Below are 14,966 nucleotides of genomic sequence, written 5' to 3' on the forward strand. Positions count from 1 at the left end.
TGATGCTCAATGAATTAAACTTCGTAATGAATTACGTGTTCACTCGTTGAGACTTGGTATTCATTTATCGTCTTGCGACGTTAAGAATCCATGTCACTTTGAGTGCCCACACAGATTGTCTGATAAATTGTTAAAGAGCAGTGCCGCTACGTTTTCGCTGCGGCGCGGGGTGTGCATATTACGCTTTCCCGCTTCAGAGTCAAGCGTTTGTTTTGCTTTTCTCTGCTGACCCGGCGGCTTGCGTGCCGTTGTTCCGTGTCAGTGGAGGCGCATTATAGGGAGTAATTCTGAACCTGCAAGCGTAAAGTGAAAATTATTTACTGACCGCTCACTTTCCAGGCAAATCACTCTTCAGACCTCAATTTTCGCCTGGTTTTTAAACAAAAACGAGCCGCAAGCGGCCCGTTTTTGCGTTTTGTGACTTACTGCACTGCCACAATGCGATCGTCGTTGGCTTCCAGACGGATAACTTTGCCCGGAATCAGCTCCCCGGAGAGAATTTGCTGCGCCAGCGGGTTTTCGATCTGCTGTTGGATAGCACGTTTTAACGGACGCGCGCCATAAACAGGATCGTAACCATTCTCGCTCAGCAGTTTCAGCGCATCATCCGAGATGTGGATTTCATACCCACGGTCTTCCAGACGCTTGTACAGACGCTGCAACTGGATCTGTGCAATCGACGCGATGTGTTTCTCACCCAGCGGATGGAACACGACCACTTCATCAATACGGTTGATGAACTCCGGACGGAAGTTTTGGCTGACCACGCCCAGCACCAGATCTTTCATATGGCTGTAATCCAGCTCACCGAAGCGTTCCTGAATCAAATCGGAACCCAGGTTCGAGGTCATGATCACCACCGTGTTACGGAAGTCGACCGTTCTCCCCTGCCCGTCCGTCAGGCGTCCATCATCCAGTACCTGCAACAGGATGTTAAACACGTCAGGGTGTGCCTTTTCCACTTCATCCAGCAGGATGACGGAATAAGGACGACGGCGAACCGCTTCCGTCAGGTAACCGCCCTCTTCATAACCGACATATCCCGGAGGCGCACCGACCAGACGCGAGACGGAGTGTTTCTCCATAAACTCGGACATATCGATACGCACCATTGCGTCATCGCTGTCGAACATAAAGTTAGCCAGCGCTTTACACAGCTCGGTTTTACCGACACCGGTTGGCCCCAGGAACAGGAACGAGCCGATTGGACGATTCGGATCGGACAGCCCTGCACGGCTACGACGAATGGCGTTAGATACCGCTTCGACCGCTTCGTTCTGGCCAATAACGCGCTGATGCAGATCCTGCTCCATACGCAGCAGTTTCTCGCGTTCGCTTTCCATCATGCGAGCCACAGGAATACCCGTCCAGCGCGCCAGCACTTCGGCTATCTCGGCATCCGTCACTTTATTACGCAACAGACGCATGGTTTTGCCTTCCGACTGCGTGGCGATCTCAAGCTGTTTTTCCAGCTCAGGGATCTTGCCGTACTGTAGCTCGGACATCCGCGCCAGGTCCCCTACGCGACGCGCCTGCTCAATGGCAATTTTCGCCTGCTCCAGTTCAGCCTTGATTGTCTGGGTGCCAGAGAGGGAGGCTTTCTCAGCTTTCCACTCTTCTTCCAGCTCAGAATACTGACGCTCTTTCTCATCCAGCTCTTCGTTGAGCATATCGAGGCGTTTCTTACTCGCTTCATCAGACTCTTTGTTCAGCGCCTGCTGTTCCAGCTTGAGCTGGATAATGCGGCGATCGAGTCGGTCTAACTCTTCCGGCTTCGAGTCAATCTGCATGCGGATACTGGACGCGGCTTCATCGATAAGGTCGATGGCTTTATCCGGCAGCTGACGATCGGCGATATAACGATGCGAAAGCGTCGCCGCCGCAACGATGGCCGGGTCAGTGATCTGCACGTGATGGTGCAGTTCATAGCGCTCTTTCAGACCGCGCAAAATAGCGATGGTATCTTCAACGCTTGGTTCAGCGACAAACACCTTCTGGAAACGACGCTCCAGCGCGGCATCTTTTTCAATGTACTGACGATACTCGTCCAGCGTGGTGGCACCGACGCAGTGAAGTTCACCACGCGCCAGCGCAGGTTTCAGCATGTTCCCGGCATCCATTGCGCCGTCAGCTTTACCGGCCCCAACCATGGTATGCAGTTCGTCAATAAACAGGATGACGTTACCTTCCTGTTTCGCCAGATCGTTCAACACGCCTTTCAGACGCTCTTCGAACTCGCCGCGATATTTCGCCCCGGCCACCAGCGCGCCCATATCCAGAGCCAGCACCCGGCGGCCTTTCAGCCCTTCAGGCACTTCACCATTAACGATACGTTGCGCCAGCCCTTCAACGATGGCGGTTTTACCGACGCCGGGCTCACCAATCAGTACCGGGTTGTTTTTGGTACGACGTTGCAGTACCTGGATAGTCCGGCGAATTTCTTCGTCACGGCCGATCACCGGGTCAAGCTTGCCCTGCTCGGCACGTTCGGTCAGGTCGACCGTAAATTTCTTCAAGGCCTGACGTTGGTCTTCGGCTCCCTGATCGTTCACGCTTTCACCTCCGCGCATTTTCTCAATCGCCTGGGTCACATTGGCGGTGGTTGCACCGGCGGATTTCAGCAGGTCGGTCAAGGTACCGCGTGATTCAAGCGCCGCCAGAACAAACAGCTCTGACGAAATAAAGTTGTCCCCACGTTTTTGCGCCAGCTTGTCGCAAAGGTTCAGCACGCGCACCAGATCCTGCGACGGCTGGACGTCGCCACCAGTACCTTCTACCTGTGGTAAACGGCTCAGCGCCTGATCGATGGCGGTGCGTAACTGGCCGGCATTAATGCCAGCGGACGTTAATAAAGGACGTACCGATCCCCCTTCCTGATTCAGCAAGGCGCTCATTAAATGAAGAGGTTCGATAAACTGGTTGTCGTGCCCCAGTGCGAGGGACTGGGCATCGGCGAGAGCAAGCTGGAATTTATTAGTAAGACGATCCAGACGCATAACTCCTCCCATAACAGGTCAAATTTGCTACTGGAGATTAAATGAGGTCATCCCTCAATTATTCAAGGTTAATAACCTGAATTATGTGAAAAGAAAACGGCGCGTGCCGGATCGTCTTGATTCTTTAGGTTATATCAGCCAAATGAAACTTGCCATACGACCTGTCGTCTTGTCGCGGCGATAGGAGAAAAAATCACCCTTTTCGGTGAAGGTACAGCGATCGCCGCCGAAGATCTGCGTCACCCCAACGTTATTCAAACGTTGACGGGCCAACTGATAAATATCGGCCAGATATTTGTCACCGGAAGCCACAAACGCGTCAACCGCTTGCGGATCTTTTTCCATAAAGGCTTCGCGCACTTCAGGGCCTACCTCAAACGCCTGCGGGCCAATCGCCGGGCCAAGCCAGGCAATGATATTCGCGGGAGTGTCCCGGAAGCAGGCGACGGTCTCTTCCAGCACGCCTTCGCACAGCCCGCGCCATCCGGCATGGGCAGCAGCCACTTCAGTTCCCGCCTGATTGCAGAACAGCACAGGCAGGCAATCGGCGGTCATCACCGCGCAAACCGTTCCCGGCGTATTGCTGTACGAGGCATCGGCGCGTTTAGACGCGTAAGGCTCACCCGACAGCGTCAGCACCGCTTTACCATGCACCTGCTCAAGCCAGACCGGTTTTGAAGGAAGGTATCCCGCAGCAAAAAGGCGCTTACGGTTCTCTTCGACGTGTTCCGGGTTATCGCCACAGTGCGCGCCGAGGTTCAGAGACTCCCATGCGCCCTGGCTCACGCCACCGATACGGGTCGAACTACAGGCGGCCACGCCTTCAGGCAGCGGCCACTCCGGGACAATCAGCTTGGTCATAACCAGTCCACGTGATCCTTATGTTCTTCGAAATCTGCGCGCATCGCGTCGATAAGTTCCACCATATCCTGTGGGATCGGCGCATGCCATTCCATCTGAATTCCGGTAATGGGGTGGTAAAGACGCAGCATCGTCGCATGCAGCGCCTGACGATCGAATTTACGCAGCACGGAGATGAATTCATCCGACGCCCCTTTTGGTGGACGCGGACGACCGCCGTAAACCGGGTCACCCACCAGCGGATGGGTAATATGCGCCATGTGCACGCGGATCTGGTGGGTACGCCCGGTTTCCAGACGCAGACGCAGGCGCGTATGAATGCGGAAATGCTCCATGATGCGGTAGTGGGTCACCGCCGGTTTACCCATCGGGTGCACGGACATATGCGTGCGTTTGGTTGGGTGGCGGCTAATCGGCTCTTCCACCGTGCCGCCAGAGGTCATATGACCAATGGCCACCGCCTCATACTCACGCGTGATTTCGCGCAGCTGTAAAGATTCCACCAGGCGAGTCTGCGCGGGAATCGTCTTCGCCACCACCATCAGACCCGTAGTGTCTTTATCCAGACGGTGAACGATACCGGCACGCGGTACGTCAGCAATCGGCGGATAATAATGAAGGAGTGCGTTAAGAACCGTACCGTCAGGATTGCCCGCGCCCGGATGAACAACAAAATCGCGCGGCTTGTTGATGACCAGAATATCGTCATCTTCGTAGACGATCTCCAGGGGGATATCCTGCGGCTCGAAGCGAATTTCCTCTTCGATTTCAGCATTGATGGCGACAGCTTCCCCACCAAACACTTTCTCTTTAGGTTTGTCCCAGATCTTGCCGTTTACCAGCACGCGCTGGTCAAGGATCCATTCTTTTATGCGTGAACGCGAATAATCAGGGAACAATTCGGCCAAAGCCTGATCTAAGCGTTGACCGAGCTGATTTTCGGAGACTGTTGCGGTGAGTTCTACTCGTTGTGCCATAAACTGCTTCTTCGTTTAACGTTGGGTTTTACGGCTTTGCCGTTTAATATAGTGTGCTATTGTAGCTGGTCTTAATCGGGAGCAGGAACTGAGTTTCTCCCGGACAAACATTTGAGGAAAGTCAAAACGTCATGACGCGCATGAAATATCTGGTGGCAGCGGCCACGTTGAGCCTGGCTTTGGTGGGCTGCTCCGGTTCGAATGAACAGGTCCCTGACAATCCGCCGAATGAAATCTATGCGACTGCACAACAAAAGTTGCAGGACGGTAACTGGAAACAGGCGATAACGCAACTGGAAGCGTTGGATAATCGCTATCCGTTTGGTCCGTATTCGCAGCAGGTACAGTTAGATCTTATCTACGCCTACTACAAAAACGCCGATCTGCCGCTGGCTCAGGCAACCATCGATCGTTTCATGCGTCTGAACCCTACCCATCCTAACATCGATTACGTGATGTACATGCGCGGCCTGACTAACATGGCGCTGGATGACAGTGCATTGCAGGGCTTCTTCGGGGTGGATCGCTCTGACCGTGACCCGCAACATGCGCGTGATGCTTTCAATGACTTCTCCAAACTGGTGCGTAGCTACCCGAACAGCCAGTACATTACCGATGCCACTAAGCGTCTGGTGTTCCTGAAAAATCGTCTGGCGAAATACGAGTACTCCGTTGCGGAATACTACACCCGTCGCGGCGCATGGGTTGCCGTGGTTAATCGTGTAGAAGGCATGCTACGTGATTATCCGGATACACAGGCGACGCGTGATGGCCTGAAGCTGATGGAGAATGCTTATCGCCAGATGCAGATGACGGCTCAGGCTGACAAAGTGGCGAAAATTATTGCCGCGAACAGCAGCAATACCTGATACCGCTACAACGTAAAACGGCAGCCCGCAGGCTGCCGTTTTTTCATTCATTCAGACTCCCGCTGAAGCGGTTTAGCCTCAACACATCCAGTCAACTATGACCGCAATTGCTGGCTTCGACAAGGTAAATCTCACCTCTTCCTGCCCTGCCTCACAAAAAAGATTCCCTGACAAAAACCGACAAAATAACGTGATCTAAATCACACATTTTGACATTAGGTCGGGTATGCTGGAATCACCAAGACGGAAAGACAAGAGGTAAAATTTATGACAATGAACATTACCAGTAAACAAATGGAAATTACTCCGGCAATCCGCCAGCACGTCGCAGACCGTCTCGCCAAACTGGATAAATGGCAAACACATTTGATTAACCCACATATCATCCTGTCCAAGGAGCCGCAGGGTTTCATCGCTGATGCAACTATCAATACTCCAAACGGCCATCTGGTCGCCAGCGCAAAACACGAGGATATGTACACCGCAATTAACGATTTGATCAACAAGCTGGAACGGCAGCTCAATAAAGTGCAACACAAAGGTGAAGCCCGTCGCGCCACAACGTCGGTGAAAGACGCCAGCTTCGCGGAAGAAGTTGAAGAAGAGTAATCCTCTAAAATTGAGTGTACCGACAACGCGCCTCCGGGCGCGTTTTTTATTGACAGGATCAAAACAGTACAGGTACTTTAACCTATCAATTTCAGGACGACCTTATGAAACAGACGCCGTTTTTCTTCGCATTCTTTTTTACCTTCCCCTGACCGGGAGGCGTTTCGTCGTGTGATAAAGAATGCGAAGACGAACAACAAGGCCTCCCACACCGGGAGGCCTTTTTTATTGATAACGATAAATTGAGACAGACAACACTATGACACCGGAAAACCCGCTCCTGGATTTGCGCGTAAAGATCAGCGCTCTCGATGAAAAATTACTGGCTCTGCTGGCAGAACGCCGCGCCCTCGCCGTTGAAGTGGGCAAAGCCAAGCTGGATTCCCATCGGCCGGTACGCGATATCGATCGCGAACGTGATTTACTGGAACGGTTGATTCAGCTCGGTAAAGCGCATCATCTGGATGCCCACTACATCACCCGCCTTTTCCAGCTCATCATCGAAGATTCCGTTCTGACGCAGCAAGCCTTGCTCCAGCAGCATCTGAACAAAACTAACCCGCACTCTGCGCGCATCGCATTTCTCGGCCCGAAAGGCTCCTATTCTCACCTGGCGGCTCGCCAGTACGCCGCCCGCCATTTCGAAGAGTTTATTGAGAGTGGTTGTGCGAAATTTGCAGACATTTTCAACCAGGTCGAAACCGGCCAGGCGGATTACGCCGTGGTGCCTATCGAGAACACCAGTTCCGGCGCCATCAACGATGTTTACGATCTGCTCCAGCACACCAGCCTGTCGCTGGTCGGTGAGCTGACTATCCCTATCGATCACTGCGTGCTGGTCGCTGGCTCAACGGACCTGAGTCAGATCGAAACGGTTTACAGCCACCCGCAGCCGTTCCAGCAGTGCAGCCAGTTCCTGAACCGTTATCCGCACTGGAAAATTGAGTACACCGAGAGCACCTCGGCGGCGATGGAAAAAGTGGCGCAGGCAAACTCCCCTGCCGTCGCGGCACTCGGTAGCGAAGCGGGCGGCGCGCTGTATGGCTTACAGGTGCTGGAGCGCAATCTGGCTAACCAGACGCAGAATATCACCCGTTTCGTGGTTCTGGCCCGCAAGGCCATCAACGTGTCCGATCAGGTACCGGCGAAAACCACCCTGCTGATGGCGACCGGACAGCAGGCGGGCGCGCTGGTTGAAGCGCTGCTGGTGCTGCGTAATCACAACCTGATCATGACGAAGCTGGAGTCCCGCCCAATCCACGGCAATCCGTGGGAAGAGATGTTCTATCTCGACGTTCAGGCCAACCTGGAATCTGCATCCATGCAGAAAGCCCTGCGCGAGCTGGGCGAGATCACCCGCTCCATGAAAGTGCTGGGATGCTATCCGAGCGAAAACGTGGTCCCGGTCGATCCGGCTTAACGTTCGATAAAGCGGCTTTTCTTCATCCCTGCCACATTTACGGGCAGGGTGAAGATAGCCCCGGAAAGCGGGAATTTTGCCAGTTCCTCCGCCTCCATGTTTTCCCGCGTGGTGGTGATAAACAGCGTTTTCATATCGTCGCCGCCAAAGCAGACCATTGTCGGGCAACGTACCGGCAGCCGGTGCTCTTCCAGCTGTTCTCCCTGCGGGGAAAACCGCGCTATACGCCAGCCGTCAAACAGCGCGCTCCAGTAGCAGCCTTCCTCATCCATTGCCGCACCGTCGGGAATACCTTCTCCCTCGCTAAAACGGCGAAATTCTTCGCGCGTTCCGGGTTCAGCCTGCTCATCAAGCGGCGTACGGTAGATCACGCCGTTCGGCGTATCAGAGGTAAACATCCACCGTTTGTCAGGGCTAAACGCTAAACCGTTATGCCCCTGAATATCGCACTGGATCACTTTCGGCGTCAGGTCGTTGTCGATACGCATCAGCATGGCGCCGTTATAATCTCCCGGCTCCCAGAAGGTGCCCGCGTAAAACCGTCCCAGATGGTCGGTGCCACCGTCATTAAAGCGTGCAAGCAGCGGATTAGACGGGTTATCGCAAACCTTACGCTGGAGGAGGCCGTGTTTATCGGCCAGCCAGATGGCGTTACGCATCGCCACGATAAATCCGCCGCGTTCACGCAGGGCAAAACACCCGACTTCTTCATGGAATGAGAGCACCGAGTGTTCCGCGGTGGGCAGATGATACCGATGGATCTCCCCTTCCAGAATATCTGCCCAGTAGAGCGCATTTTCTTCTGCACTCCACGTCGGGCATTCGGGCAGATGCCCGGTATAGTTCAACAGCAGCTGCGGTTCAGCCATAACAGATCCCCAAAATGAAAAAAGCCAGCATTGCTGGCTTTCAGTATATACATCATCCGATTACTGGCGACTGTCATTTGCCTGGCGCAACAGCGTGCGGCTTTCGCTCTGGAATCGCGTGGCGTAATCACCGAACCAGTGCTCCACTTTACGGAAACTGTCGATAAAGGCCTGTTTATCGCCCTGCTCCAGCAAGGTGATCGCTTCGCCAAAACGCTGATAATAACGTTTGATCAGTGCCAGGTTGTTTTCAGACGACATAATGATGTCGGCATAAAGCTGCGGATCCTGCGCAAACAGTCGCCCGACCATCGCCAGCTCGAGACGATAGATTGGCGAGGAAAGCGCTAGCAATTGTTCAAGCTGAACGTTCTCTTCCGCCAGGTGCAGCCCGTAGGCGAAAGTGGCAAAGTGGCGCAGCGCCTGAATAAACGCCATGTTCTGGTCATGCTCTACCGCGCTAATGCGGTGTAAACGCGCCCCCCAGACCTGAATTTGTTCCAGGAACCACTGGTAGGCTTCCGGCTGCCGTCCGTCACAGTAAACCACGACCTGTTTCGCCAGGCTGCCGCTGTCCGGGCCAAACATCGGATGTAACCCAAGCACAGGGCCGGTGTGTGCCGCCAGCATGGCCTGTAGCGGACCATTTTTAACGGAGGCCAAATCCACCAGTATGCAATCTTCCGGCAGGGGAGGAAGTTTACCGATGATCTGCTCCGTCACGTGGATCGGCACGCTGACGATAACCATACCGGCGTCTTTCATCCGCTCCGCCGCGTGCGGCCAGTCCTCTTTCTCCAGAATGCGCACCTGATAGCCAGAGAGCGTCAGCATTTTTTCAAACAGACGCCCCATCTGCCCGCCGCCACCGACGATAACCACCGGACGCAGCGACGGACAAAGGGTTTTGAAGCCCTTGTCGTTTTCGCTGGAATAGGACTCGCGCATCACGCGGCGCAGGACGTCTTCAATCAAATCAGGTGAAACGCCCAGAGCCTGCGCCTCTTTACGGCGGGAGGCGAGCATAGAGGCCTCGCGCTCCGGAACGTAAATCGGCAGGCCGTATTTGCTTTTCACTTCCCCGACCTCAGCAACCAGCGCCATGCGGCGCGCCAGAAGATCCAGCAGCGCCTTATCCACTTCATCAATTTGATCGCGTAATGCGGTCAATTCAGCAACCATAACTACCCTCTTAAGCCAGACGCGTCGCCAGCTGGCCGTTCAAATCTTTGTGGATCTCACGCAGCAGCGCATCGGTGGTTTCCCAGCTGATACAGGCATCCGTAACGGAGACGCCGGGCTTCATCGCGCTGCGCGGCTGTTCCGATGACTGATTGCCTTCATGAATATTACTTTCAATCATCAAGCCGATAATTGAACGGTTGCCATCTTTAATCTGTGCAATCACAGACTCTGCAACCGCTGGCTGGCGACGGTAATCTTTATTCGAATTACCATGACTGCAATCTACCATTAGCGCCGGACGCAGTCCTGCCTGATCCATCTCTTTTTCACACTGCGCAACGTCCGCCGGGCTGTAGTTCGGGGCTTTACCGCCGCGGAGGATCACGTGACCGTCCGGGTTGCCCTGGGTTTGCAGCAGGCATACCTGGCCCGCCTGGTTGATCCCAACAAATCGGTGCGGCATTGCGGCGGCGCGCATGGCGTTAATCGCCGTCGCCAGGCTACCGTCGGTACCGTTTTTAAAACCAACCGGCATAGACAGACCAGACGCCATCTCGCGGTGGGTTTGTGATTCGGTGGTGCGCGCGCCAATCGCGGACCAGCTAAACAGATCGCCAAGGTACTGCGGGCTGTTCGGATCCAGCGCTTCGGTTGCCAGCGGCAGGCCCATGCTGACCAGTTCCACCAGCAGGCGACGCGCAATTTTCAGCCCTGCTTCCACGTCAAACGAGCCATCCATGTGCGGATCGTTGATCAATCCTTTCCAGCCAACCGTCGTGCGTGGCTTTTCAAAATAGACGCGCATCACCAGGTAGAGGCTATCGCTGACCTCCTCCGCTAATGCTTTAAATCGACGTGCGTACTCAATGGCGGTTTCAGGATCGTGAATAGAGCAAGGGCCGCATACCACCAGCAGACGCGGATCGCGGCCAGCGATAATGTCAGAAATGGTCTGGCGAGAATGCTCAATCTGAGCTTCCTGCGCGGCGCTCAGCGGAAACTCCGCCTTCAGTTGATCCGGGGTAATTAAAACCTGTTCGTCAGTGATATGTACGTTGTTCAGCGCGTCTTTTTGCATGATTGCGATCCTGTAAAACTCGTTTGCGATAGTGGTTTTCCTCAAGGAGGTGACACAACGATACCATAACAAGTAAAGATTTCAATCCAAAATACGTACACTTTAATTTACAGAAGCCATTTTAATGCCAAAAACTCAGGTTGAAAACGTAAACATAAAATTACACATGCGCATTTACTGCCCGTCTACGCTCACGCAAGGAACACTATCCAGGCGCTGACCGTTAGCTTAATAACTCTCTGATGAATCGAAGGGAAACTTGCGTGGCACATGTATTCAGGCAACAAAGAATGAATGAAATTATGAATTCCAGCAGACTTAATCGAAACTGGCTTTATTCTCGGGAATATAGTTCGTCCTAAGATTTAGCTTAGGTCAATACAGGGATATTTCTGACATAATGACGGCTTTAAGAAACAATGGTATTCTGCCGGAAATTCTTAAGGACATCTATTTCCGGGGCGGTTTGGCGGATTCTGATGAGAAATACATTCTTGATCGCTTTGCTTCACCTCCCCCTGGCGCTAATGCTGTTCATTTTAGTGAGTCCTGCAAGGGCAGGCTCGTTTACGGAAACGGATAAATCGGTACGTTCGATTGTTTCCGGTATTGTGAGCTACACCCGATGGCCAGCACTGTCCGGCCAGCCGAAGCTCTGTATTTATGCCTCTTCCCGTTACAGACAGGCGCTCAGCAGTGAAAATGTAAATAACCCGTTGCCCTATTCCCCTGTCATTGTGCATAGCGATCGGGAAGTGCTCGCGGCAAGGTGTGATGCCCTCTATTTCGGGAGTGAGTCGCCGGCAACTCAACAGGAAATAATAAATCAATATCAAGGCCATGCGTTGCTATTAATGTCAGAGCAAAATCCTGAATGCGTTATTGGCAGCGCATTTTGTCTGATAATAGAGTCCGACCAGGTCAGGTTTTCCGTCAATCTGGACGCGCTGGCGCGCAGTGGCGTAAGAGTCAATCCGGATGTATTAATGCTCGCGCGGAATAAGAAGCATGAATAAGGATGTCATATCAACACCGCGTCCAACGTTTAAAAGAACGTTGCGGCGAATCAGCATGATAAGCGTCGTTATAACGATGACGTTTATATGGCTGCTGCTGTGTTTCGCTTCCGTGGTGACATTAAAGCAATACGCGCAAAAAAACCTCGAACTCACCGGCGCCACCATGAGCCACAGCCTTGAAGCCTCTCTGGTGTTCAACGATGCCGTGGCGGCAAACGAAACGCTCGCGACCCTCGGTAAGCAGGGGCAGTTTGCCGTGGCGGAAGTGCTTAACGCGCATCATAAACGGTTTGCTTGGTGGTCATGGAACCCGGCGGATAATACCGACACGCTGGGCGCGCTGGTCAGCCGCTGGTTGTTCCCTCTTCCTGTCGCACAGCCCATCATGCATAACGGCAATGTGATTGGCGAAATTCGACTGACCGCACGAGACAGCCTGATTAGCCACTTTATCTGGCTGTCATTTGCGGTTCTCACCGGCTGCATTCTTATTGCCTCAGCCGTCGCATTGACCATCACCCGCTCGCTCCATCATGGCATGGTCGCTGAAATGCAAAACATTACTGACGTTGTGCATGATGTCCGCACCAACCGCAACTTCTCTCGCCGGGTAACGGAAGGCCGGATTGAAGAGTTCCACCAGTTTGGAGAAGACTTCAACAGCCTGCTGGATGAAATGGAGGAGTGGCAGCTCAAGCTACAGGCCAAAAACGCGCAGCTGTTGCGTACCGCTATGCACGATCCGCTCACGGGGCTGGCAAACCGCGCCGCGTTTCGCAACAACATTGCGGCCTTGATGAATGACGATTCGGCAAAAACCAATTCTGCCCTGCTCTTCCTGGACGGTGATAACTTCAAGTTTATCAACGATACCTGGGGTCATGCCGCGGGTGACTGCGTCCTGATCGAAGCCGCAAAAAGGATGGTCGAGTTTGGCGAAAAGCGTCATCAGTCTTACCGTCTCGGCGGCGACGAGTTTGCCATGATCCTGTACGGCGTCCATACCGAGCGTGAGGTGGAATATATTTGCGCCGCGCTGTCGCAGCAATTTATTCGTCCGTTTGATCTGCATAACGGGCACACAGCATCAATGTCACTCAGCATTGGCTTTGCTCTGGCGTGGGAAAATGGCTCCGTTGAGGCATTACTGGAGCAAGCCGATCGCAATATGTATCTGGTCAAGAACCAGCGTTCGAAAACAATATCCTGAAAGGAAGACGATATGTTAAAGCGATACTTTGCGCCGTTGTTACTGGCATCTCTGGCTATGTCCGGGTGCCAGACGCCGGACGGTAAATTCACACCAGCGCAAATTGCGGCCATGAAGTCCTACGGCTTTAACGAACTGAACGGCGACTGGTCTCTGGGCCTGTCGGATAAGATCCTGTTTGATAAAAATGACGCCAGACTGCGGCCGGAAAGTGAAACGCAGATCCAGACTATGGCCTCACGTCTGGCGGCAACCGGTCTGAATCACGCCCGGATGGACGGACATACGGATAACTATGGTGAAGAGCGCTACAACGAAGCGCTTTCGTTAAAACGCGCCAACGTCGTGGCGGATGCCTGGGCGAAGGGCGCGAACATCCCGCGCAGCAACCTCACCACGCGGGGCTTAGGTAAAAAATACCCGGTCAGCAGTAACCGCACTGCGCAAGGGCGCGCTGAAAACCGCCGGGTTGCGGTGGTCATCAGCACGCCATAAGGCTATTTAAAAGATGATCCGGCGAGCGACACGCCTGAAGCCGCTCGCCAGCGCAGCCAGTCAATCGCAATGAACACCGCCAGGCTGACGCCCATCACCGGCAACGCCAGCCCCAGCAGAACGCTTATCAGCAAGGTCACTCCCCTTCCCCACAGCGGCAATGCCAGCCAGCTTTGACAGAGCGTCTGGACCGGGTTCGCGGCTGACGTTGCAGGCCGACGCATCCACCACATCCGGTATCCCAGGATAATCAGCACGCACAGCGCAACACCAAACGCGATGAGCACCAGCTGATTTGCCAGACCAAACAGGATCCCCATATGGAAATCTACGCCCCAGCGGGTGAGTTTCGCCATCAGTGGAAAATCCTCGAAGCGAGTGCCGTCCAGCACCTTCAGAGAGTGGGGATCCACGGCAACGGCATCAACCTGCGTCGGCCAGCTGCGATCGATTTCCGTCACCGTCCAGGCCTGGTCAGCCCTTTTTGCCGGGCGGATCTCAACTTTGTTCGCATCAATCCCCGACTGACGAGCAGCCTGCAACACGCTGTCAAAAAGCGACAGCTCGACCGGCATGTCAGGCATCGTCATTGCACCGTGATGGCCACGGTGTTCGGCGTGTTCATCCATCATTTCCGGCGCACCGGAAAGCTGGGTATTAACCTGCGGCGTCAGCCAGTTCATCTCTGCCCGCAGCTTATCAACGTTACCCCCGGCCCATTGTGACCAGGTTAAACCGGTGGCTGAGAACAGCAGCATTCCCGCCAGCAGCGTCCAGCCTAACATCACATGCAGGCGACGACGATTCTGGAAACGGTTGTTAATGCGGCGCTTTGGTCGGGTATAGAACCACAGCGCGATACCGCCCAGGGCAGCAACCCACATCCAGGAGGCGGCTAACTCGCTATAGAGCCGCCCGAGGTTGCCCAGCATCAGCGAGGTATGCAGATAATCGATAGTCTGACGCAGCGGTAAAATCCCGCTGGTGCCGTACACGGTCATATCCCCTCGAACCTCAAGGCTGGCGGGATCAATAAAAACAGCCCGATGCTCGGAGGGACCAAGCTTCGGGTCGGCAAACATCACGCGGGTCGTTTCGCCCTTTTCCAGCCCCGGACGAACGGCATGTAAACGCAGCGCTGAACCCACGGCGTTTTCTGCCACGGCAATTTGTTCAGCAAGAGGCTGCGCATCACCCACGGCATCCGTGTGGAGTGCGTTACGGTACAGCGCATTTTCAAGCTGCGGCGTTGCCACATACAGCGTACCGGTCAGCGCGGCGAAGAAGATAAACGGACCGACAAACAGCCCGATGTAGAAATGGAGGCGACGCAGCAGGTTTCCCCATGCCGCGCGCGGAGTGCAGGTAGTCATACTTT

At 54.1% G+C, this 14,966-nt stretch carries 14 protein-coding genes and 1 other annotated feature; of the genes, 7 read left to right on the forward strand and 7 right to left on the reverse strand.

Going from position 1 to position 14,966, the window contains the following annotated elements; all coding sequences use genetic code 11:
* Positions 1–422: 422 nt before the first annotated feature.
* The 3 genes from clpB to rluD all read right to left on the reverse strand — a co-directional run bounded on the left by clpB (position 423) and on the right by rluD (position 4,834).
* Positions 423–2,996 carry an ATP-dependent chaperone ClpB gene (clpB, locus tag DBR02_RS04330; RefSeq protein ID WP_107533546.1) on the reverse strand — a complete coding sequence of 858 codons (2,574 nt, stop codon included), beginning with the start codon at positions 2,994–2,996 and terminating at the stop codon, positions 423–425.
* A gap of 129 nt (positions 2,997–3,125) precedes the next feature.
* Entirely contained in the window at positions 3,126–3,857 is a 732-nt protein-coding gene (gene yfiH, locus DBR02_RS04335) for a purine nucleoside phosphorylase YfiH (RefSeq protein WP_107533547.1), read from the reverse strand.
* Positions 3,854–4,834 carry a 23S rRNA pseudouridine(1911/1915/1917) synthase RluD gene (rluD, locus tag DBR02_RS04340; RefSeq protein WP_063450040.1) on the reverse strand — a complete coding sequence of 327 codons (981 nt, stop codon included), beginning with the start codon at positions 4,832–4,834 and terminating at the stop codon, positions 3,854–3,856. Before rluD ends, yfiH begins: the two co-directional genes overlap by 4 nt.
* 131 nt (positions 4,835–4,965) lie before the next feature.
* Between rluD and bamD the strand changes: the two genes are divergently transcribed.
* From bamD to pheA, 4 genes are all read left to right on the forward strand, one after another.
* Entirely contained in the window at positions 4,966–5,703 is a 738-nt protein-coding gene (bamD, locus tag DBR02_RS04345) for an outer membrane protein assembly factor BamD (protein ID WP_063450041.1), read from the forward strand.
* 267 nt (positions 5,704–5,970) lie between these two features.
* Positions 5,971–6,312 (forward strand): ribosome-associated translation inhibitor RaiA, encoded by a 342-nt coding sequence (gene raiA / locus DBR02_RS04350; RefSeq protein WP_008502470.1) that lies wholly within the window; start codon positions 5,971–5,973, stop codon positions 6,310–6,312.
* Between the two features lie 103 nt (positions 6,313–6,415).
* Positions 6,416–6,541, forward strand: a sequence feature (Phe leader region).
* Positions 6,417–6,464, forward strand: a complete 48-nt coding sequence (gene pheL, locus DBR02_RS04355) for a pheA operon leader peptide PheL (RefSeq protein WP_100229775.1) — start codon at positions 6,417–6,419, stop codon at positions 6,462–6,464. It overlaps the preceding feature by 48 nt.
* Positions 6,542–6,571: 30 nt before the next feature.
* Entirely contained in the window at positions 6,572–7,732 is a 1,161-nt protein-coding gene (gene pheA, locus DBR02_RS04360; RefSeq protein ID WP_063865216.1) for a bifunctional chorismate mutase/prephenate dehydratase, read from the forward strand.
* On the opposite strand, the gene DBR02_RS04365 is transcribed toward pheA, so the two are convergent.
* From DBR02_RS04365 to aroF, 3 genes are read right to left on the reverse strand one after another with little or no spacing between them, the layout of a single operon-like run.
* A complete protein-coding gene (locus DBR02_RS04365; protein WP_107533548.1) occupies positions 7,729–8,601 on the reverse strand; it encodes an SMP-30/gluconolactonase/LRE family protein in 873 nt (290 codons plus the stop codon). The genes pheA and DBR02_RS04365 overlap by 4 nt on opposite strands.
* 60 nt (positions 8,602–8,661) lie before the next feature.
* Positions 8,662–9,783, reverse strand: coding sequence for a bifunctional chorismate mutase/prephenate dehydrogenase (gene tyrA, locus DBR02_RS04370; protein ID WP_063450044.1), 1,122 nt, complete (start codon positions 9,781–9,783; stop codon positions 8,662–8,664).
* Positions 9,784–9,793: 10 nt separating this feature from the next.
* The gene (gene aroF / locus DBR02_RS04375) at positions 9,794–10,864 is read right to left on the reverse strand and encodes a 3-deoxy-7-phosphoheptulonate synthase AroF (protein WP_107533549.1); all 1,071 of its coding nucleotides are present in this window, start codon (positions 10,862–10,864) and stop codon (positions 9,794–9,796) included.
* 479 nt (positions 10,865–11,343) lie between these two features.
* On the opposite strand from aroF, the gene DBR02_RS04380 reads away from it, so the two are divergent.
* The 3 genes from DBR02_RS04380 to DBR02_RS04390 are packed head-to-tail and all read left to right on the forward strand — an operon-like array spanning position 11,344 to position 13,588.
* Positions 11,344–11,880 carry a YfiR family protein gene (locus DBR02_RS04380; RefSeq protein ID WP_107533550.1) on the forward strand — a complete coding sequence of 179 codons (537 nt, stop codon included), beginning with the start codon at positions 11,344–11,346 and terminating at the stop codon, positions 11,878–11,880.
* Complete coding sequence (gene dgcN, locus DBR02_RS04385; RefSeq protein WP_107533551.1) at positions 11,873–13,093, forward strand: diguanylate cyclase DgcN; 1,221 nt, start codon at positions 11,873–11,875, stop codon at positions 13,091–13,093. The genes DBR02_RS04380 and dgcN overlap by 8 nt, the downstream gene beginning before the upstream one ends.
* A 12-nt stretch (positions 13,094–13,105) precedes the next feature.
* Positions 13,106–13,588 (forward strand): OmpA family protein, encoded by a 483-nt coding sequence (locus tag DBR02_RS04390; RefSeq protein ID WP_063450047.1) that lies wholly within the window; start codon positions 13,106–13,108, stop codon positions 13,586–13,588.
* 2 nt (positions 13,589–13,590) lie between these two features.
* On the opposite strand, the gene DBR02_RS04395 is transcribed toward DBR02_RS04390, so the two are convergent.
* The gene (locus DBR02_RS04395; protein ID WP_107533552.1) at positions 13,591–14,961 is read right to left on the reverse strand and encodes a PepSY-associated TM helix domain-containing protein; all 1,371 of its coding nucleotides are present in this window, start codon (positions 14,959–14,961) and stop codon (positions 13,591–13,593) included.
* Positions 14,962–14,966 lie beyond the last annotated feature (5 nt).

This window comes from Enterobacter cloacae complex sp. (assembly GCF_900322725.1).
Lineage (GTDB): Bacteria > Pseudomonadota > Gammaproteobacteria > Enterobacterales > Enterobacteriaceae > Enterobacter > Enterobacter quasihormaechei.